The 20813-nt window shown below is 67.4% G+C and carries 16 protein-coding genes; 7 read left to right on the forward strand and 9 right to left on the reverse strand.

Going from position 1 to position 20813, the window contains the following annotated elements:
- Positions 1 to 30: 30 nt before the first annotated feature.
- Positions 31 to 1806, forward strand: coding sequence for a transglycosylase SLT domain-containing protein (locus AC6RIC_RS12310; protein ID WP_499736370.1), 1776 nt, complete (start codon positions 31 to 33; stop codon positions 1804 to 1806).
- Positions 1807 to 1862: 56 nt separating this feature from the next.
- Positions 1863 to 2141 carry a hypothetical protein gene (locus AC6RIC_RS12315; protein ID WP_499736371.1) on the forward strand — a complete coding sequence of 93 codons (279 nt, stop codon included), beginning with the start codon at positions 1863 to 1865 and terminating at the stop codon, positions 2139 to 2141.
- Between the two features lie 212 nt (positions 2142 to 2353).
- Here the strand turns inward: AC6RIC_RS12315 and AC6RIC_RS12320 are convergent, their stop codons facing one another.
- Genes AC6RIC_RS12320 through tssK form a run of 6 tightly spaced genes read right to left on the reverse strand, consistent with a single transcriptional unit; the run spans position 2354 to position 12450 of the window.
- Positions 2354 to 4510: a serine/threonine-protein kinase gene (locus AC6RIC_RS12320; protein ID WP_499736372.1), complete on the reverse strand. Its 2157-nt coding sequence runs from the start codon at positions 4508 to 4510 to the stop codon at positions 2354 to 2356.
- Positions 4507 to 5301 (reverse strand): PP2C family protein-serine/threonine phosphatase, encoded by a 795-nt coding sequence (locus AC6RIC_RS12325; protein WP_499736373.1) that lies wholly within the window; start codon positions 5299 to 5301, stop codon positions 4507 to 4509. Before AC6RIC_RS12325 ends, AC6RIC_RS12320 begins: the two co-directional genes overlap by 4 nt.
- Positions 5302 to 5311: 10 nt before the next feature.
- A complete protein-coding gene (gene tagF / locus AC6RIC_RS12330) occupies positions 5312 to 6019 on the reverse strand; it encodes a type VI secretion system-associated protein TagF (RefSeq protein ID WP_499736374.1) in 708 nt (235 codons plus the stop codon).
- A gap of 3 nt (positions 6020 to 6022) precedes the next feature.
- On the reverse strand, positions 6023 to 9658 hold the full coding sequence (tssM, locus tag AC6RIC_RS12335; RefSeq protein ID WP_499736375.1) for a type VI secretion system membrane subunit TssM: 3636 nt from the start codon (positions 9656 to 9658) through the stop codon (positions 6023 to 6025).
- A 12-nt stretch (positions 9659 to 9670) separates the two neighbouring features.
- Positions 9671 to 11116, reverse strand: a complete 1446-nt coding sequence (gene tssL, locus AC6RIC_RS12340) for a type VI secretion system protein TssL, long form (RefSeq protein WP_499736376.1) — start codon at positions 11114 to 11116, stop codon at positions 9671 to 9673.
- A complete protein-coding gene (gene tssK, locus AC6RIC_RS12345; protein ID WP_499736377.1) occupies positions 11113 to 12450 on the reverse strand; it encodes a type VI secretion system baseplate subunit TssK in 1338 nt (445 codons plus the stop codon). The genes tssL and tssK overlap by 4 nt, the downstream gene beginning before the upstream one ends.
- 177 nt (positions 12451 to 12627) lie before the next feature.
- On the opposite strand from tssK, the gene AC6RIC_RS12350 reads away from it, so the two are divergent.
- The 3 genes from AC6RIC_RS12350 (at position 12628) to AC6RIC_RS12360 (ending at position 14397) form a co-directional block, all read left to right on the forward strand.
- Positions 12628 to 13131 (forward strand): PAAR domain-containing protein, encoded by a 504-nt coding sequence (locus AC6RIC_RS12350; protein ID WP_499736378.1) that lies wholly within the window; start codon positions 12628 to 12630, stop codon positions 13129 to 13131.
- Positions 13132 to 13198: 67 nt separating this feature from the next.
- Entirely contained in the window at positions 13199 to 13981 is a 783-nt protein-coding gene (locus AC6RIC_RS12355) for a hypothetical protein (protein ID WP_499736379.1), read from the forward strand.
- A gap of 62 nt (positions 13982 to 14043) precedes the next feature.
- Positions 14044 to 14397 carry a RidA family protein gene (locus AC6RIC_RS12360; protein WP_336812475.1) on the forward strand — a complete coding sequence of 118 codons (354 nt, stop codon included), beginning with the start codon at positions 14044 to 14046 and terminating at the stop codon, positions 14395 to 14397.
- Positions 14398 to 14559: 162 nt separating this feature from the next.
- Here the strand turns inward: AC6RIC_RS12360 and tagH are convergent, their stop codons facing one another.
- The 3 genes from tagH to AC6RIC_RS12375 are packed head-to-tail and all read right to left on the reverse strand — an operon-like array spanning position 14560 to position 18416.
- A complete protein-coding gene (tagH, locus tag AC6RIC_RS12365) occupies positions 14560 to 15936 on the reverse strand; it encodes a type VI secretion system-associated FHA domain protein TagH (protein WP_454656567.1) in 1377 nt (458 codons plus the stop codon).
- 33 nt (positions 15937 to 15969) lie between these two features.
- On the reverse strand, positions 15970 to 16518 hold the full coding sequence (locus AC6RIC_RS12370) for a DUF6931 family protein (protein WP_499736380.1): 549 nt from the start codon (positions 16516 to 16518) through the stop codon (positions 15970 to 15972).
- A 38-nt stretch (positions 16519 to 16556) separates the two neighbouring features.
- The gene (locus AC6RIC_RS12375; RefSeq protein WP_499736381.1) at positions 16557 to 18416 is read right to left on the reverse strand and encodes a type VI secretion system Vgr family protein; all 1860 of its coding nucleotides are present in this window, start codon (positions 18414 to 18416) and stop codon (positions 16557 to 16559) included.
- Positions 18417 to 18534: 118 nt separating this feature from the next.
- Between AC6RIC_RS12375 and AC6RIC_RS12380 the strand changes: the two genes are divergently transcribed.
- Both AC6RIC_RS12380 and AC6RIC_RS12385 read left to right on the forward strand, forming a co-directional pair.
- Positions 18535 to 19092, forward strand: a complete 558-nt coding sequence (locus tag AC6RIC_RS12380) for an OmpA family protein (protein WP_454656570.1) — start codon at positions 18535 to 18537, stop codon at positions 19090 to 19092.
- A gap of 172 nt (positions 19093 to 19264) precedes the next feature.
- Positions 19265 to 20734 (forward strand): type VI secretion system protein TssA, encoded by a 1470-nt coding sequence (locus tag AC6RIC_RS12385; RefSeq protein WP_499736382.1) that lies wholly within the window; start codon positions 19265 to 19267, stop codon positions 20732 to 20734.
- Positions 20735 to 20813 lie beyond the last annotated feature (79 nt).

A 20813-nucleotide genomic window follows, 5' to 3' on the forward strand; every position in this document is an offset into this window, starting at 1 on the left:
GCAGGGGGCGATGGAGCGCGGGCCAGCGGAATGAGCGAGCGCTTCCGGCAGTTCCAGGCGCTGTTTCCGGAGGAGGCATGCCTCGCCGCGCTGATGCGCCTGCGCCATGGCGGGACGAGCATGAGCTGCCCCGCCTGCGGCCGGCCGGCGCAGTTCGAGCCGCGCCCGAAGCTGCGCGGCTTCGCCTGCCAGCATTGCCACTACATGATCCATCCGGCGGCGGGGACGCCGTTGGAAAGCCGGCGCACACCGTTGCAGCTCTGGTTCTACGCGCTGAAGACGATGTCAGAGCAGTCGGGCAAGGCCGCTGCTGGCATGATCGCGCGCGATTCTGACGTGCCGCAAATGACGGCGCAACGCCTCGTCGACGACCTCACGACGCTTGCCGGGCGGGGCGATGCTGGTTGGCTGGAGAAGCTGCGGAATTTGGTGACGGGAAAGCCGGAAGCGGTTGCGGCACCGGTGGTTGCGAGCCCGCCGCCTCCGCGCCCTCCACCGGCTCCGGTCGCTCCCGCTCCTGTGCGACAGCCCGTGCCGGAGCCGTCGCGATCGGCTCCGGCAAAGGCGGTTGCCGCCGCAGCGGCACCACCGGCGGTCGCTCCTCCGCAGGTTTCGCGAACCTCATCCGCGAAGCCTGCGGAAACGGCTGATACTCCGGATGCCCGACCGAAGAGGGCTTCCTCCGGCCGCAAGGCGATCGCGGCCGTCGCTGCCGGCGTCGCCTGCGTGGCAGCCGCCGTGCTCGGCCTGGCCTATGCCCGGCTCCAGCAGCAGGAGCGGCCGGAGCCGGAGCGCGGGATCGAGATCGCGGCCGTCGAAGCTCCGGCGCTGAAGGATGCGCCGGCCCGGCCTTCGCTGATCCTGTCCTCGGTCGAGCAGGACCTGGAGGGCGCGCGGCAGGCGGCGCAGTTCGCCCTCGACAACGATCCTTCGCTCGCGGCGATCAAGCCGCAGGACGAGGCGCCGACCCAGCAGGTGCCGGTCAACCAGTTGCAGCTGCCATCCAACATCCTGCTGGTGCCGCCGAAGATGCAAAGCGGGCCGCCGCCGGGACCGGTTTCGCCCAGCGGCGCACCGCAGCCCCCGCCGCAGATCTCCAGCGGCGATCCCGACCAGATCCTGACTTTCGGGCCGATCAAGATCCGCCGCCACCTCGTCGACACCATCGTGCGGGCCAGCAAGGTCGTCGGTGCCGACCCGACCCTGCTGATGGCCGTCGCCGACAAGGAATCCTCGTTCTCGACGGCGGTGAAGGCGCAGACCTCCTCGGCGACAGGTCTCTACCAGTTCATCGAGCAGACCTGGCTCGGCGTGATCTACGAATTCGGTGCGAAGCACGGGCTCGCCGCCGACGCGAAGCTGATCGGCAAGTCGGGCCGACAATTCGTCGTGAGCGACGCCGCCCAGCGCCAGCGCATCCTCGACATGCGGCGCGAGCCCTATATCTCGGCGCTGCTGGCGGCCGAGATGCTGAAGCGCGACACGCTTCGGCTGGAGCGGGCGCTGGGGCGCCATCTCACCGGCGGCGAGATTTACCTGATCCACTTCCTCGGGCCCGATGCGGCACAGACCTTCATCGAGACCATGGAGGAGCAGCCCGGCGTCAAGGCGGCCGAGCTTTTGCCCAAGCCGGCCCAGGCCAACCGGCCGATCTTCTATGCCGATGCCGGCGGCGAGACCAAGGTGCTCACGGTCTCCGAGGTCCACAAGAAGTTCAACGAGATGATCAAGGTCAGGCTCGACCGCTACAGCGCGGTCAGGCCGGGGCAGGGGCCCGGCATCGCCCGGCCACAACCGAAGAAGTGACGTTCCGCCGCTGCACGCGGTTATCCGCTCCGTGAGAGCACCGAAAGGAGAAAGCCATGCCGGCCAACCGTTTCGAGCAGGTCGACGAGCCACCGACCGATGCGATCACGCTCAGGCTGTCGCAGCGCGGCGGAGAGGCCTTCGGGCATGTGCTCTGCCCGGCCGATCTGGCGGGCGGGCATCTGGTCAATGATTTCATCAGCGACGAGCTGGCCGCGAAGGAGGCCTTCCGCACCGCGATCCGCCTCGCCAACGAGATCAGGGCGCCGATCGTGGTCGAGGACAAGGCCGGCGTCTGGCAGGACGAGTGGGGCGTGCTCTATCGCGAGGATTGATCGGATTGTTCGAGACCGCCCTCCACCCTTGTCATTCCGGGGCGCGCCGCAGGCGCGAACCCGGAACCCACGACTGGGCTGGGCCTCTTATCCCGGCTTTGGACGGCTCACCCAGTCGTGGGTTCCGGGTTCTTCGCTCTCGCGAAGCCCCGGAATGACAAAGGTAGCGCTGCAAGCAGCTGCAGTCAGGTCCGATAGCGCCGGCCGGCGCCTCACTCGATCCGGAAATACTTGATCCCCAGGCCCAGCTTGCCGCTCTGGCGGGCGAGATCGAGCTTCAGATTGGCGAAGAACTCGCTCGCGGGTGAAGGATTGGGGCCGGACAGCGCCGGCAGGGCCTCCCTGGTGACGAGCGCGAGCACGGTCTGCGGGCGGGCGGCGCCGCCGGTCGATTCGAGCTTGAGGTTGAAGGTCACCTTGCCGCCCTCGCGCTTCATGAAGCTCGCGAGATTGTAGACGAGACCATCGTCGCCGATCAGCACGACATCGAGATTCTGGCCACCGCCGGCCTCGACCGAGCCGTTGAGGATGTCGCCGCTCTTCATGTTGAAGGCACCGATCTGGACGCGCGGGCTGCGGTCGATGCCGATGCCGGGCCGACGCAGGAAATCGACCATCGGGCATTGCGCCTCGGTCATGGGCCGCAGATGGATCTGCGCCTCGAAGCCCTGCGCCGCCTTGAACGCGCTGTCGAACGCGATGAAAGGTGCGGACGAGCTGCCGAAGCCTTCCAGCGTCGCCTTGCGGTCGCCGATCTCGAGCGGCCAGAGGAAGAAGCAGGAACCGCCATCGTAGTCGCGGACATAGCGCTCGATGCGCTCGGCCGGCGTGCGCGGCTCGGGCTCCTGCACCATGGCGGCGACCTGCGGCGGCGAGACGCTCGGGCTTAAGGGTGGCGTCGGAATGACGACGGCGACGGGCGGCGGCTCCGGTGGCTTCACCTCGACGGCCGGGGGCGGCTTGACGGGCTCGGCAGCGGGCGGACGCGCGGGGGCTTGCTGCTGTGGCGGCTCGGTGTTCACGGCAACCTGCGAGCCCGATGGGGGGCGCTGCGGCCGTGAGGGCTGCTGCTGCCCGGTCTGCGGCTGCGTGGCCGGCGGGGGCGCGGCCGGAGGCTGTGATACCGGAGGCGGCGCGGGTGGGCTCGATGGCGCCGGAGGCTTCTCGGCCGTGGGAGCCGGCGTCGCGGGGGGCGATGACTGCGCCGGTGCCTCGGTCAGCGCCGGGGGGGCGCTTGCCGGCGGAGCTTTCGCGGCAGGCGCTTCGGTCAGGGCAGGTGGTGCGTTCAGCGTTGCAGCCGGCGTGCCGGCTGAAGGCTGTTCCGAGAGCGGCGGGGGATCGTTGCTCGCGACCCGCGCCGGCTGCCCGCCGCCCATCATCGTCCAGGCGTAGAAGCCGCCGCCAGCCAGCAGTGCGAGCGCGGCAATGCCGGCGACGAGCGGCAGGGGGGAGCGCCCGGATTTTTCAGGAGCGGCCTTGCCGCTCGGCGCCTTGGCGGCGGCCTTCTTACCTGGGGTGGGGGCCTGCCAGTTGGCGACCTCGGCCATATCTGTCGGGCGATCCTTCGGGTCGGGCGCGAGCATGCGCGCGAGCAGGGGCCGGATGCGTGCGTCGACGCCCGAGAGATCGGGCAGGCGGCGGCGCTTGTCGATGATGTCGACCTGGCTGCCGCCCATGTCGATGGCGCGCCCGGTCAGCGCCTGCGCCAGCACCAGCGCGAAGGAATACATGTCCGAGCGGCCGGAGACCTCGCCGCCATAGAGGCCGAGCTGCTCGGGCGAGACATAATTGTATTTCCCGGCGAAGCCGGAGCCGATCACCGTGCCTTCGCCAAGGATGCTGGAACGGGCGATGCCGAAATCGATGATCTTGGCGCGGGAGGGATCACCACCCGGCAGGATGATGTTGTCGGGCGAGATGTCGCGATGGATGATGCCGAGACGGTGCGCGGCATGCAGGCCGGGTCCGACGCGCTGGCGCAGGATGTCGGCTTCCTCGACGCTGAGCGGCCCCTGCTGGATGCGCTCGGAAAGCGGCTGGCCGTCGACGAATTCCATCGCGAGATAGGGCGTCTCGCTCACCGGGTCGATGGCGAAGACGTAGTAGCGGACGATGGCCTCGTTATAGAGGTTGTGCAGGGCCGCCGCCTCGCGCCGGAAGAGGGCGAGGACGGCGTCGTCGCGGGCCATGTCGGGGCGGATCATCTTGATCGCCACGGCATCGCCGGTCTGGATGGCGCGGCCCTTGTAAACCTCGCCCATGCCACCGACCGCGATCAGGCTCTCGATCTCGTAGATGCCGTTGAGCTTCGTGCCGATGCGGGCATTGGCGCGGGGTGCGAAGACGGTGCGCTCGGAGTCGTCGCTCATGACGTTGGGCTCCCTCGCATCGATCGGTTCGGCATCCAGCGTGTCCTTTCGCTCGTGCCCTGTCGATAGCGCACGATGACGACGGTGACGTTGTCGCGCGCGCCGCGCTCCAGCGTCAGGGCGAGCAGCGTGTCGCAGGCGGCCTGCGCGCCGCCGGCCTCGACGGCCGCCAGAATCTCGGCGTCAGTGACATGTTCGGTCAGCCCGTCCGAGCAGAGCAGGAAGGTGTCACCATCGGCGATCTCGCCGTTTTCAAGGTCGAGCTCGGGTGTCTCATGCACGCCGATCGCATGGGTGATGATGTGCCGGCGCGGCGAGCGCTTCGCCTCATCGGCGGTGAGCAGGCCGCGATCGACCATGTCCTGGACCTCAGTATGATCGCGCGAGACCTGCGCGATGATGCCGCTGCGGATCAGGTAGATGCGGCTATCGCCCGACCAGAGGCAGGCGAAATGGCGCTGGTGGATCAGCAGGCAGACCAATGTCGCGCCCATGGTCGCGCCGCGCTTGTCGATCTCGGCGCGTAAGTCGTCATTGGCCTTGAGCACGCCGGCTTCGAGCATGGCGAGCAGGTCTGGCGCGGAGCCGGCGGCGCCGACCGCCTCCAGCGCCGCGACGACGGTCGCGCTGGCGAGCGCGCCGTTCTCGTGCCCGCCCATGCCGTCGGCGACCGCCCAGAGGCCGATCTCCGGCCGCAGGATGAAATTGTCCTCATTGGCCGTGCGGACCTTGCCGGTATGGCTGATGCAGCCGGTCTCGAAATCCGGGTTCCGGTGGGGGGCGTCGTTCATGGCATCGCCCTCATGATCCGGCGCGCTCGGGCGCGAGATGGCCGTCGAAGCGGCCGGTGAGCAGGCCGGCGAAGAGATAGGGATCGGGCAAGGCGTGGCCTGTCAGGGCCAGCGGCTCGAAATTCGGGCCGCCGACAGTCCAAAGATAACACGCATGGGCATAGGCGCGGGCATGGTCCTCGACACGCAGGGCCGCGAGGCGCTCCGGGAAGCCGGAGGCGATCGCGGCGCTGACGATGGAGCCGTCGGCGAGGCGAACCATGTCCTGCGGTGGGGCGGCGAGATGGTGGTCGTTGGGGATGGGCAGGGCGGCCAGACGCTGCGCCACGGCCTCGTAGCTCACTTGGGGTTCCAGCGCCTGAAGCAGGAAATCCTCGATCGCCTCGAACCATCGGTCCTGCGGGTCGAGTTCCGGTGGCGGGATCGCAGCGCCCGGGCTGGCGGCGGCGAAGACCGTCAGCGGGAAATAGCGGCCGACGCCGTCGACGGAGGGCATGAAGGCGCCCGCCACCGTCTGTCCGCCATGGGCGCCGCCCAGCCAGAAGCGCCAGATCGGGGCGTTGAGATAAGCCTCCTGCCAGCGATTGCCGAGCTCGAGCCGGCTCGCGGTCAGGCCGCCCTGCAGCCATTTCTCATAAGTTCCGAGGAAGCCGGAGGGGGCGTTCAGCGCGATGAAGTCGCGCTTGGCCGGCAGCTTGCCGAAGAGGCCGCAGCTCAAGGCTCAGATCCCGGTCGGGCAGCGGATTTCCCGCAGCGCCGGCAGGATCAGCGGGTTCTTGAGCGAACCGACGCCGAAGGAATAACCGACCTGCCGGCCGCCGGCATTCAGGTTGAAGCCGACATTGTCGCCCTGCTTCAGCACCGAGCCGGCATCGAGCAGGCGGAAGAAGGACCAGGTACCCTCTTTCTCGAAGAGCTTGGCCTCGCCCTGCGCGCCGCCGCCCTGCTGGCCGGAGGAGAAGAAGCCGCCGCTGAACATGCCGCCGGAAGCGTTGCCGCCTCCACCGCCGAGCGTCAGCGTCACCGCCGTCTTGCCGACGCCGCCGCCCGGCCACATCACCGGGGTCGGCGTGTTGACGCCCTGCTGGCTCGTCACGGTGAAGCCGTTGATCTCGAGCTTGGCATTGGCGGCATCGGCCGAGAGGGCGGTCGGGGTCACCACCATCTGGAAGGAAGGCAGGTTGCCGCCGGTCGGGAAGAAGGCTTCCTTGATCTCGTTGGCGCGCTGGAATTCGCGCAAGGTCGTCGGCGACAGCGCGCGCGCCACCCGGCTGTCGACGCGCCAGTTCCATTGCGGCTTGGAGGTGTCGACGAAGGGTTCCAGCCGCTCCTTGTAGAACTTGTCCATGATCTGGCCGGGCGCGAAGAGCCGGGCGAAATCGGCGAGCGGCACGTCGCGGGTGCTCGCCTTGGTGAAGGGATAGCGGTTGTTCATCACCTCGGTGCAGACGCGGGTGACCTGCTCGGCCAAGGCCTGCCGCAGCAGGGCGACGGTCGCGCCGGTGGCATCGCCCTCGAAATCATTGACCGCCTGGATGACCATGCCGTCGAAGGGCGCGGGATAGCGCGAGGAATTGGCGCGCAAGGTCGCGATCAGCGGCACGAGCGCGGCATTCGCCGCCGCCGACTGGGCCGGGTTGGTCGCGGCTGTCGCGAGGTTCTGATTGATCTCCGAGAAGGTCTGGAGAAGCTGGTCGACCGGCCGGCGGCCGAGATCGCCGTCGACGAGGACATGGAAGGGCTTGAACTGGGATTCGATATCGGCGCCGAGCGCAGTATCGGCACCGCCGCCGGCCAGCACGCGGTCGACGCCGGGCGCCGCCAGCGGAAGATTGGTGCCGAGGCGGCTCAGCGCATTGCTGGCGCGCCGGGCGAGCGTGTCGGCGGCGGTTTGCGCCGCGGCCTGGGCGACGGCCTTCTTGGCGTCGGGACGTTCCTTGGTGAGCTGTGTCTCGTCGCGGAGCGATTCCAGGACCTGCTTGAAGGGGGAGGTCGCGGCCGAGATGGCGCTGAGCGCGACATAGCGCGGCTTGTCGGCATTGAGCGGCCGCAGCTTCAGGCGCTTCAGCATGCGCTGCCAGCTCGCGGCATAGTCGCGGCTGTAGAGCTTCATCAGGTCGGGGAAGAGCGTGGCGTATTGGGCGGTGATCGCCTGCTGGTCGAGATTTTCGCCCAGCACCCAACGCTCGCGCTCGATCTGGTCGCCGATATCGCCGAGTTTGGCGATGAAGGCGTTCTGGAAGCCGTCATAGGTGTAGAAATAGGGTACGCGGATCTGGTCGAGATCCTCGCCGGTGACGCCTTCGAAGACGAGGCGGACATCGGAGCCGCCGCGCTGCGATACCACCCAGTCCTTCTGGCTCTCGCTGCGGGATTGCGTGCGCAGGAGCTCATAGGCGCGCTCGGCGATGCTGAGGCGGCGCAGCGTCCGCTGGCTCTGCTCGATCAGCGACTGGTTGAGCTTGACGATCGGCTCTCCGGTGCCGTCATCGAGGTCGAGCATGGCGGCGAGGTGTTCTTCCAACGCTTCGCGGCCCTTGGCATTGGCCGGGCCGGGGAAGAGGTTCTCGGCCCAGTCGAGCCGCATCCAGGACGTCACAAGCTCGTGGTCCAGCTTGGCCTGGCCGCCGACCATCATGTAGACCTTGAGCGCCTCGTAGACGAAGCCGGGATTGTTGGCGTTGGCCTCGAGCTGCTCCTCCAGCCGGAAGATGATGCGCGAGCGCAGCATCCGCTCCAGCGCCTGCTGATAGGTGATCTCGGTCGCGTTCTGCAGGCGGTCGCGCTGGCTGAGCCCGAAGGTCGCGAGGGTCGGCGTCGGCTCGTTCTTCGTCGCGTAGCCCGCCGGCATGTTCCGCAGCTTGTGCAGCAGCGGCAGGACGCGGCTGAAATTGCGGTCCGAGATCGTGGTTTCCTGCAACACGGGCGCGGCGGCGCTGCGATAATCCGAGAGCCCGTAATTGGTCGCGGTGATCAGGTCGCTGTTGCGCGAAAAACTCGTCCACCACAGGCCGAGCGCGGCGAGTGAGAGCAGCGCGACGGTGGCGAAGCCGGCGATGCGCAAAGCGGTCGTGCGCCGCGCGGCGCCGAGATCGGTCGAGACCCAGCCGGATTCGCCGATCACGACCTTCTGGATCAGCTCGGTCAGGAAATAGCTCTTGCCCTTGCCGGAGAAGGAGGCCGCACCGGCATGGTCCGAGCCGAAATTGCGCGAGAGCGCGCCGATCAACTGATCGATCGGCGTTCCCTCCTGCGTGCCCGAGGTGAAGTAGAAGCCGCGCAGGGTAGCATTGGCGTGGTAGCGCGTCGGTTCGAAGACGCGGGTCAGGAAATCGACGATCCCGCGCTTCAACGTCGCCATCTGGCTGGGGAACCCGAAGATCTGGGCGCGCGCCGTCGGGTTGTGCTCGTCCTGCAGGCGGTCGGGCAGGCGCTCGTTCAGCCGCTCGATCAGCGCGTCATATTCCGGCGGCACGTCGCCGATCATGTTGCGGGTCTTGTCGGCGGTCTGGAAGGTATGGCCCCAGACCATGCGCCGCTGCGGCTCGGTCAACTGGCCGAAGAACTCGTTGAAGCCGGCGATCAGATCGGCCTTGGTGAAGACGGCATAGACCGGGAAATCGACCTTCAGCCGCTCGTGCAGTTCGAGCAGGCGGGCGCGGATCGCGTCGGCATGGGCGGCGATCTCCTCGGGCGAGGAGGTCAGCAGGTCCTCGACGCTGATCGCGACGAGCACGCCGTTGATCGGCTGGCGCGGGCGATTGGTCTTGAGCAGGTCGAGGAAGGCGAGCCAGCTCGACTTCTCCGCCTTGGTGTCGGTGTCCTGCGTGGTATAGCGGCCGGCGGTGTCGATCAGCACCGCGTCCTCGGCGAACCACCAGTCGCAATAACGGGTGCCGCCCGAGCCGGCGACGGCGGCCGGCGTCGCGCCGCGCGCCAGCGGGAATTTCAGGCCGGAATTGACGAGCGCGGTCGTCTTGCCGGCGCCGGGCGGGCCGATGATGACGTACCAGGGCAGGTCGTAGAGATAGTCGCCGCCTTTGCCGCGCGCGCTCTTCAGGGTTGCCAGCGCATCCTTCATCGCGCTGGAGAGGGCGGCGCCGTCGCCGGTCGATTCTTCCTTTTCCAGCGCCTCGGTCAGCGCGGCGGTGGCCTTGCGGCGGCGGATCACGATGGCGGCGATCCAGGCGAGCGCGCCCAGCAGGAGCAGCACGGCTATTGGCAGGCGCACCCAGAAGGATTCGAACGGCCGGACCTCGCCGAAGGCGACGAAGGGACCGCCGAACCAGATCAGCGCGGCGAGCGCGAGCGCGCCGATCAGGATCGCGAAGATGCGGAGCCAGGTGGCGAGGTTCATAGCTTCGCCCTCCTAGTTCTGGCGCTGGATCAGGATTTCGACACGCCGGTTCTGGGCGCGGCCGTCGGCGGTGGTGTTCGGCGCGATCGGGGTGTCGGCGCCCTTGCCCTCGAAGCTGATCCGGTCCGGCTTGCTGAGCTTGGCCTTCAGCCCTTCGCCGACCGCCTTGGCGCGAGCCTGTGACAGCTCGACATTGGACGGGAAGCGGGCGGTACGGATCGGCACGTTGTCGGTATGGCCGACGACCTTGATGGCGCCACCCTCCTGCTCCAGCACGGCTGCGATACGCTCGATCAGGGGCTGGAACTCGGCGCGCACGGCGGCCTGTCCGGGCTCGAACAGGGTGATGCCGACGAGGCGGACGATGACGACATTGGGCGTCACCAGGCAGACGATCGGCGGCTGCACGGCGGCGCAGACCTTGGGCGGCTGCGGCGGTGGCGGGGGAGGCGGCGGCGGGGCCGAGAAGACCTTGCGCATGATGCCGATCTCGCCCTTCGGGTGGACCGAGAGCAGGGCGGTGGAGGCCGCCTCGGCATTGCCGGCGAGCAGGGCGCGGAAGACGAAATACACGCCGAGCAGGGCGACGGCCGCGATCGCGGCCACCGACCAGACCGGCACCTTGAAGCCGGCGACCGCCTGCGCGATGGCCTGTCCGCGCCAGCGCGGCGAAAGCTCCGGGTCGGGCTGCTTCACCCGGCGCAAGGTCTCGAACAGGTTACGCTGGATCATCTGGAGATTGTTGGCGCCACCAGCGGACGTGCGGTGGATGCCCTGGAAGCCCAGCGCCAGGCAGGCATGCATCAGCTCCAGCAGGTCGTAATTGACCGATGGATCGGCCTTGGCCTTGTCGAGCATCTCGAAGAAGCGGACGCCGCCGATGCGTTCGCCGAAGAAGCGGGAGAGCATGCTGTACTGAGTCCAGACATGGCGGTCGTCGCCGGGGATGTTCTGGACGATGTCGTCGGCCGTGGCGGCAATGACGTATTTGGCTGTCTGCGCGGTTTCGGCCGAGACGCCGGCGGCGCGGACCTCATGCTCGAAGGCCTCGATCGTCTCGCCGACCTGGCCGAGGAGCTGGGCGAAGGGCGCGTTGGAGAGATTGGCGCGCATCCGCCCGAGCAGCAGGAGGAGCGGGGCGGCCGCGCGCAACAGCGGGTTGGCGTTCGGTGTCAGCAGCTGGTCGCGGCGCGGCAGGGACTGGCCGCCGCCCGAAGGCGGCGGGGCCTGCCGCTGCTGCGGGATTGGCGCCGGTTGCGACATCCATTCGTCGCCGGTGCCGGGCACGCCGGGCGAGGGCACCTGCGGCGGCTGGTAGGGCTGGGGTGCCTGCGGCGCGGCCGGTGTGGGGGCAGCGGGAGCGGGCGGCAGGGGCGCGCGACGCCCGCCGGGGTTCGGCCTGATGATCGTCCGCTCTGAGCGGCCGAACGGATCTGAGGGCGAACCCGGATCGCTCATCGCCTGCCCTCCAGAACGGCCCAGAGCTCGAGTTCGAGATCGGGCCAGTCACCGGAAAAATGCATGCCGATCGAACTCGCCGTCGAGAATTCCGGCCAGAGCGGCGAGGTGCGGTCGAGATAGAAGTATACATGATCCGTGAGCGCGCGGATCTGCGGCGGCGGCGTCGGCAGGTGGACGAGATTGATGCCCGGCAGATGGGCATGGACGATCTCGTTCATCTTGGTGTTGGGGCCGATCTTGAAGAGCTGCGGAAACTGCGCCTGGATCTCGGTCAGCGGGCGGCGCGCCGCCACTTCCAGCACCAGCGTCGCGTTGCGCACGAGGCTGCGGTCGCGGATCGTCGACATGAAGGCGTTCTGCGCCCGCTCGACGATCTCCAGCCGGATCGCCCGGCGGCCCAGATTGGCCGAGAGGAAGTCCTGGATATCGCGCACCACGGGGGCGAAGCAGTTCTCCAGATCGTCATGATCGTAGGCCGGGTAGTCGCGGGCGCGGCGCTCGGCCGTGGTGAAAGTCGCAAGCTCGCCGGCCAGTGCCAGGAAGGTCGAGAACAGCCGCTCGGGATGGACGAAGCGCGAGCGGCGCATGTGCTTGAGCACCGGGATGTTGCGGTTGAGGAGCTGGAGCACGAAATAATCGGCGCTCTGCAGGCCGCCGCCGGCGGTCGGATCGGCGGCGTAGCGGGCGAGCTCCTCCAGCTTGTTGTCGACCCAGCCGATGACGCGGTCGAGCCAGCCCTCGATCACCGGATAGGCCGAGCAGACCAGCACGGGCGGGGCGAATTTCTCGTCGAAGAGGATGGCGCGGTCGCGCACTTCGAGGATGCGGCCGAGGGCCAGGCCGACATAACCGGCCTTCGAGGTCTTGCGCAGCTCCAGCGTCAGGCGCGGATGGGCGACGTCGATCTCTTCTTCCGTCCGCAGCGAGGCGGTGGAATCGATCAGCATCTCGTTCGCCGGGACATAGCGGCTGGCCGAGCCGTTCAGCGTGTCCTCGACCTCCCGCGTATTGGCGGCGGCGAGCGGCAGCGAGAGCCAGACGATCTGGCCGGCCGCATTCTCGGGCACCTCGATCGCGGCCGGCAGTGGGCTGTTGTCAGGCAGCGCGAAAGGGGTGCCGTCCGGCATCACGCCGACGGCGCGGCGCAGGCCGATGCGGCTCTGCTGGGCGAGGTCGCGGTCGATCTCCAGCACCGAGAAGCCCCATGGATAGGGCGTGATGGTCCTGACGCGGCTTTCCAGCAGGTTTTCGAGATAGCGATCACTCTGCTGGAAGTGATGTGGCCTGAGGAATAGCCCTTCCGACCAGACGACCTTGCTGTACCACGACATTCCGGTCTCGCTCACTCGAAGGCAGGCTGGGCGAGCTTATACGGGTCCTCCCCAAGCGTCACCAAACGAATGCTAGCGCGCCGTTCAGGCACCGCCGTCATTGACTTGAAGGATGCGGGGGAGCGATTTTCGCGGCAGTGCTGAGAGGAACGAGTCCGTTCGAGCAGGGAGGCCCGCATGCCCAAGGGACCGGCCGCACGCGTCATGGACCCGGTGCTGCATCCGCTGCCGGGCATGCTCCAGCCCGGACCGGGCAGCGCGAACGTGATCATCGGCGGCATGCTGGCCTGGCGCGGCGTTCCGGCCGCGGCGGCAGCCGCGATTCAGGGTGCTAAGGCAGCTGCCGATGCCACGGTTCAGGCGGCGGAAGCGGCGACGCTGGCTGCCGCTGGGACGCCCGGCGCGCCTGCGGCCCTGGCGGCCGAGATCGCGACGAAGAACGCCGTTTCGGCCAGCATGGGCTCGATGATCACAGGCGCTTCCGGGGGGGCCGACATCCACAATTGCCTGACGCCTGTGCCGCCGCCTGTGCCACACGGTCTCGGCGTCGTGATCGACGGCTCGCAGACCGTGTTGATCAACAACCTGCCGGCTTGCCGGATGGGGGATACGATCCTGGAGGCGCTCGGCCCGCCCAACAAGATCATGATGGGGCTGCCGACCGTGATCATCGGCGGTTGATCGCAGATTGATTCAGGAAAGCGGCGGAAGCCGCTGGGACTGAATCGTTTTCTCGCTGCGGGGTATGATGGCGAAGGGCAGGCGGACGGTCCCGGACAGGGCGGAGGCGAAGATCGAACGCTTCCGCCACAAGATGGTGCAACGCCTGTCCTCGGACCAGCGGCGGGCGAAGAACCACGGGCTGGCCCGCAACGGGCGCGTCGCCGAGACGCTTTGCTACATGGCGCTGATTCGTGATCCCGCCCGGCGCAAGCGCCCGATCCTGCCGGTGCCGAATGTCAGCTGCACGGCGGCGGTGCGCCAGTTCTTCCGGGCCGATGACGGCGAGCAGGCGGCGCATCTCCTGCCCGGCCAGATCTCGATCGACGGCGCCTTTCCCTGGCTGTTCCTGTCTGGGCCGGCGGCGCGGCAGCTGGAAAACCTCTTCGGCTATGTCGAGCCGCTGCGGGCCGACTACAACAAGGCCGATTCCGCGGCCGAGGCTAACGGGCTGACCGATGCCTTCGCCGATGCCTGCCGGAGGGTGTTGACAGGGAAGGGCGAACCTGCTGCGGATATCGTTGCAGCCTATGAGCAGGTCTGGCAGCCGGGTGCGCTCGCCGCTTTCGCCGCGGCCGAGGCACAGAAGCGCAGCAAGCCGACCCCGCCGCCGATCGAGCGCGGCGTCGGCATGGAATACGGCATGATCCTGAATTTCGAGGAGCGGATGGCCGCTTTCGAGGACGACTCGATCTGGGCGACCTACGAGCAGCTCAGCATCCTCGGCTATTACAAGGTCGCGATGGACGACACGCCGCGCCAGCTCCAGCCGCGCGCCATCCAAGAGATCCTGGCGCTGCCGCCGGCTTGACCGGGCGGGATTGGCGGGCCAAGCGAGCTGCGCCATTTCTCCCGCGACAGGACGCAAAGCCCATGACCATCGAACGCATCGGACTGGCCGCTCGCTACTGCGACGCCGCCATCTTCAACGGCATCATCTTTCTTGCCGGCCATGTCGCCGAGAAGACGGAGGGCGCCTCGCTGACCGAGCAGACCGAGGAGGTGCTGGCGCTGCTGGAGGACACGCTGGCGCAGGCCGGCAGCCGCAAGGAGCGCATCCTCAGCGTCCAGATCTTCCTCACCGATATCAGCAAGATCGGCGAGATGAACGCGGTCTGGGACAAGTGGGTCGCAAAGGGGCATTCGCCTGCCCGCGCGACCGTCGAAGCGAAGCTGGCCTCGCCCGGCTATGCCATCGAGATCACCGCGGTCGCGGCGAAGGGCTGAGCCCGGCCTGCCCGGCGCTGATCCAGCGGTGTCATCCCGGGCGCAGCGAAGCGAAGACCCGGGATCCATGCCTGAGCCTCTCCGATGAATGTTCCGGTATGGATCCCGGATCGGCGCGGCTTTGCCGCTTGTCCGGGATGACACCTTGAGAGGAGAGCGTGGCTACTTCCCGCCGCGGTCGTAGCACTCGGCGAAATAGATCATGAAGGCGTCGACAAGGCCGTTCTCGTAAGGCGCGGTCTTGGCGTCCCAGCGGGCGACATAGGCCTCCCACATCTTGGCCTTGCGCGAGCCGATCAGGCCGCCAAGACCGCCATCCTGCGCCGTCGCCTCGTTGATCGCCTGCGGATCGAGGTCCTCGACCAGCATCTTCAGCGCGTGCTGCATGGCCGAGTAGGTCTTGATCTGGTGCGCCTTGAGATCGCGGAAGCTCTCGTCGAAGGCACGCTTGGCGTCGAGATAGCCGCTGCGCGGCTGGCCGAAGATCAATTGCAGGGCATCGTCGACCGTCGGCGAGAATTTCAGCGGGTTGTTGTCCTGCGCCTGGATCATCGTCTGGCTGGTGCTGCGGGCGATGCGCTTGGTCTCGGCGCGGGCGGCGAGCAGGCCCTTCAGCTCTTCGGCGATCAGCCGCATCAGGCCGCCGAGCTGCTCGGCGAAGGCGCCGGGGTCCTGCGTCGCGAGGGCCTGCGGCGAGACGCCCGCGCCCTTAGCGAAGCGCTGCATGAACTCGCCCATCGAGATCGGCGCGGGGGCATTCGGTTGCGGCGCGGGCTCGGCCGGGAAGGGCGGTGGCATGAAGCCAGGCTCGGGAGCCTGCTCAACCGGTGCCTCGGGCGGAACCGCAGCTTCGGCGGGCTCGTCCCATGGGCTGGCGCTGGCGAGACTGCTCGTCGGCGGACGGCGCGGGGTCGGAATCGGTGCGACCGGCTCCTCCGGCGGAAGGGGCTGCGGCTGGAGGGGCGCCCAGGCGAATTCGTCGTTCCGCGCGGCAGACGGCGACCAGTCCCGTGCCGGCGGCGGAGCGGGGTCGGTGCTCGGAGCCGGAATATCGGCGGCCCAGTCGATGAAGCCCGCGTGGACCGGCTTGGCGTGGTTCGGTGGCATGAGGTCGCGGCGCGCGATCGGCGGGGCGGCGTCCTCGCTCGGTGCCCACAGTGATTCCGGCTGGGCCGCATAAGGCGGGGGCGGGGCGGCTGCGCCGGAGGCCTGCCCGGCTTCGTCGGCGATGGCGACCGCGATGATGTAGTGGCCGATCTCCAGCCTGTCGCCGTTCTGGAGTCGGTAGGGCGATTGCACGCGATGCTCGCCGCCATTCACGAAGGTGCCGTTGGTCGAGATGTCGCGCAGCCACCAGCCGCCGTCGCGGAAACGAATCTCGCAATGGCGACCGGAGACGGCGCGCGACGGGTCCGGCAGCGCCCAGTCGAGATGCTGGTCGCGCCCGATATCGAGGCCGCGCCCGCCGCTGGTGGTCACGCTGAGCGGGCCGCCATCGGGCAGCGAGGTTTCGTTCTCGATCGTTAGTGTCAGCGCCATCGCGGACGTCCCGTTCCGGCCTGGGTCGAGGTATCAGCGCTTGCCGGCATCGTCTTCAGCCAAACGAATGCATGCTTCGACGCAGGCGCGCAATGCGCCGTCGCGCTCGCGCGCCGGCAGGCGGTTGATCGCGTTGAGCACCGCGATCCGGGCCATCTTCGCGGTCAGATCCGGGGGCGTCGGGATCGGGTTGCTCTCCGACATGCTGCCGCCGGAATAGCCGGCCGCCCATGCAACGAAGGTGCCGGGCCGCGCGCTGTCGCCGGCCTGGGCTTGTCGCAAGGCTTCGAAGCGGGTCTTGTCGCCGGGCTCGCGCACCCAGGCCTCGGCCGCCGCCAGGCCGGGATCCTGCGTGCCGGGCGGCTCCATGGAGCGAACCGTCTGGAGCGCCCACCACACCGTCTCGCGCCGGGGCAGCAGGAAGGCGCAGAAACTCGCTGCCTCCGTCGGTGCCGGACCCCTGACGAGCCTGCCGAGGAAGGCCAGCGGCGGCTCGGTGGTCGGCGCCATCGTGACGGCCTGGCGGGCCGCGGGATAGGTCTCGAACACTTCGCGGGCGGTGCTGAAGCGCAGGCGTGACATGGAGGCTCCGGCCGTTCTGTCTCTGGTTGGTATCCAGCTCAGTTGATGTTCACCATCGGGGCGTTGATGACGAGCATGCCATCACTCTTCACCTCCGTCTTGGCCTGGCTATGGATCGTGATGGTCGGCGATTTGATCTCGATGCTGCCGGGCGTCATCTTGATCGTGCTCTCGCCGACCTTGAGATTGATCTCCCGGAGCGCCTCGATGTCGAGCTTGCCGTTCTGGACGTCGAGCTTGTCGTCGCCCTTCTTCAGCGTGGTCTCGCGCGAATAGCCGCCGCCGTCGTAACGCTCGCCGATATCGCGGGTCTCGATGTTGTTGACCGTGATCTTGTGGTCCTTCTCGGTCCGGATCTCCAGGACCTCCTGGTCCTTGCGGTCCTCGAACTTGATCTCGTTATAGGTGTCGGAGAAGCCGGCTCCGTCGGTGGATTCCGACTTGAGGCCGGACTGGGTCTTGTTCGCCGGCAATTCGTAGGGCGGCTTGTGCTGGTCGTTGACCACGGCGCCGACGACGAGCGGCAGGTCCGGATTGCCTTCGATATACTCGACGATCACCTCCTGGCCGATGCGCGGGATGATCTGGCCGCCCCAGCCCTTGCCCGCCCACATCTGCGCGACGCGGGTGCGGCAGGAGGTCGAGCCGTCTTCGCGATCCCAGTGGAAGCGCAGCCAGATGCGGCCGTATTCGTCGACGTCGATATCGCCTTCCTCGCCCTTGTTCTTCTCGCCGACGACCTTGGCGGTGTGCGGCCCGTAGACGGTTGGGCGGGGCGTCACGATCGGCGCGCGGAAGCGCTTGTCGCTTTTCTGGAGCTCGTAGGAGCCGTGATAGAGCGCCTCGTCCCGGCGTCCGGAGGAACGGTAGCTCTGGATGCCATAGGCATGGGTTGCCCGGACGACGATGTATTCGCTGTTCTCGGCGCCGGTCGGATGGTCGATCAGCTTCATCAGCGCGCCGGGATAGAGGCTCGCGGCGTCGCCGCTGGCATAGCGGCGGTCGTCTTGCGCCTGCTCGGCTTGCGCCATCACGCGGGCGAAATGCTCGCCCTGGTCGCGCTTGGTGTAGGCGGCCGGGTAGTCGTAGGCCTCGTAGGACTTGGCCTTCGGGAAGCCTTCCTCGGCGCGGGCCGTGAGATCGGATTCCGATTTCTCGAAATCATAGTCCTTGAGCTCGAACTTGCCGGTGCGCAGGCGGCGGATCGTCGACCACTGGGTCAGGTGCTCGACGGCGCTGCGCGGGAAGCGGTTTCCCTGCGGCACGAAGGCGTAGCCTGAGGCGTCGCCCTGGAAGCTCGGCTCGGCCGCGGCCTGGACCTGGTCATGGCCGGAGCGGGAATCGCAGAGCACCAGCTTGTGGTCGCCGTCGCTGTGCTTGAAATAGTAGTAGATGCCGTATTGCTCCATCAACCGCAGCACGAAATCGAGATCGGTCTCGCGATACTGCACGCAGTAGTCGATCGGCTGGAGCGTCTCGCTGGTGCGGTCGTCGAAGCTCGCCGAGCCCTCCTTCTTGAAGATCTCCTTGATGATGTCCAAGGCGGTCTTGTTCTTGAAGATCCGGCAGTCTGCACGCTGCGAGAGCAGCCAGAGCCAGGGCTTGAGCGTGAAGCGGTAGATGTAGAGATCCTCCTGCTTGCCGAGCCATTGCGCGTCGACCAGCGTGCCGTTCAGGACGCGCTCGCTCTTGTTCTTGAGCGTGAACTTGATCGCGCATTTCTCGCTCATGATGCTTTGCAGGTCGGCATTCTCAGTCTTGCTGGTCGCCTCGACATTATACGTAAATAACTCACTCAAAGCTTCGCTGGCTTCGAACTTTATAATAGTAAATTCGTCTTTCCCCTTTGGTGTCGAGAAAGATGCAGTGCTATTTTCTTGCCTCAGGGCGGATGGCATCAACTGAACCTTTCGATTCGTGCTGCTATTTTTATATTGACGTAGGTGATTTCTGGAGTCATCCTTTCATCCCTAAGTCATCGACCGCCAGATGGCGACACTCAGCGGGAGAGTTCCCATGCGCAAGCAGCCCGGCTTCACTGCCTTTGTCGCCCTGACCGGCGCTTTGGTTCTCTCCACGGCGAACGGGGCGGGGGCGCAGACCTACAAGGCCGACGACATCGTCAAGCATTTCGGGCCGGCCGTGGCGCCGAAGCCCGCCATCACGCGCGGCCTCTGCGTCGGCACGGAAGCCGAATGCGCCAGGGCGGGGCAGGTGGTCGAGCCGGCCAAGCCGGTCAGCGCCTTCGATCTCGTCGTGAAGTTCAAATACAATTCCGACGAGCTGGAGCCCGAGGCGAAGCTCAATCTCGACGAGTTCGCCAAGGCGCTGAAGACGCCGCAGCTCGCGAAGCAGACCTTCATGGTCGAGGGGCATACCGACGCTGCCGGCAGCGCGGCTTACAATCTCAACCTGTCGCAGCGTCGTGCCCAGGCCGTGGTTCGCTACCTCGGCGGGCATGGCGTCAAGGCTTCCAATCTGGTGGCCAAGGGCTATGGGCAGAGCAAGCCGATCGCAGCCGATCCGCTCTCCGGCGACAATCGCCGGGTCGAGACCCGGCTGCGTACCGAGTGAAGCACGATACGAAGTGGCCGCGGCGACCCCGGCGGTGACCGGGCCGCCGCTCCTGCTAGCGCATTTTCGAGCGAAGTGGATGCCGGTTCGCGTGAAGAAAGTGCGATAAAACAAAGATTTGGAGCATTTCGGCGCTTCGGGGAAGTGCGGAAATGCTCCCGCGGGGAGAGCGATGGCGGGCCTGAATTTCGCCGAACTGACGAAGCCGATCTCGGCTGAGGAGCCCTGCGGGCCGGATCTCGAAGACGATCTCGATTTCATGAACGCCACGGCGCGGCTCGAGGTCGCGCTGCCGGCCTCGTATTTTCGCCGCGACGATGACGGGCGGCAGATCGCCTTCGACCGGACGAGCATCGAGTTTCCCGCCGCCTTCGCCGAACTCGGCAAGCTCCTGGAGCGCTCGCGCGATCTCAGGGTCTTCGTGCTCGCGGCCAAGCTGACGATCCTCAACCGCGACGTGCCGGGCTTCACTGCCAGCCTCTCAGCCATGGCCGATCTCCTCGGCTCGTACTGGGACGAGATGCATCCCAGGGCGATGGACGGCGATTTCGTGATGCGCGAGGTCGCCCTGCAGGGGCTCGACGAGCTGGCGACGGTGGTGCTGCCGCTGCAGCACGCGCCGCTCTTCGTCAGCCGGCGGATCGGGCCGTTCATGTTCCGCAGCCAGCTCGTGGCAAGCGGCGAGACCAAGCTGGTCGACGGTGAGCAGCATCCCGATGCGAGCACGATCCAGGCGGCGCTGGGCGAAGTCGAAGCCGAGGATCTGGTCGCGGTGCTCGGCCGGGTGAATGCGGCGCGGGATGCGCTCGCGCGCCTGCGCACGACCTGGCTGGAGAAGGTCGGTGTCGATCATCCCCTCGGCTTTCCGCGCCTGGCGACGCTGCTGGACCAGATCGCCGCCTTCCTCGACGCCGCGGTCGCACGGCGCGTCCCGGGCCATCAGGCGACGGGGCCGGAGCTCGTGGCGGCCGCTCCGCAAGGGTCGGCAGCAAACACCGCAACCTTCAGTCCCGGCAGCCTTTCGAGCATCCTCCATGTGAAGGATACGCTGGCTGCCTGCCTCGGCTACTTTCGCAAAACCGAGCCTTCGAGCCCGGCCGTCTTGCTGATCGGGCAGGCGCAGCAGCTGATCGGAAAGTCGTTGATCGAGGTCATCCAGATCATGTTCCCCGACCAGGTCGACAAGGCGGTTTTCGAGATCGGCGACCAGCGCCGGTTCCGGCTGCCGCTGGAGCGGCTGCCCGCGCCGGACGGCTATGAGGCGGAAAGCGAATACGAAACCAGCGGCGACACGGACGAGAGCTACGCCGACAGCGCCGATGAGGCCGAGGACAGCTCCGACGGCGATGCCGAGGCGAGCGAGGAGGCTTCCGACGGGAGCGATGGCGAGGAGGTCGTCGTGGAGGCGGTCGAGGTGGCTGCTTCCGCGCCCGGCCCGGGGTCGTCGGCTATCGCGATCGGCAGCCGGGCGGAAGCGGTCAACGCGATGAGGGCGGTCGCCGCCTTCTATCGCCAGGTCGAACCCTCGCACCCGACGCCGCTCCTGATGGACAAGGCCTGTGCGCTGGCGCAGCATGATTTCATGTCGCTTCTCGGCAACATCCTGCCAGATGTCGTGCCGGTCCCGGAAGTCGACAGCTAGGGAAGTTTTTCGTCATCGCCTTGAACCTCCCGTCACGCTCAAGCGACTATATCGAGGACGGGTGAAAACGGATAGGATG

Source organism: Allobosea sp. TBD101, assembly GCF_059817965.1.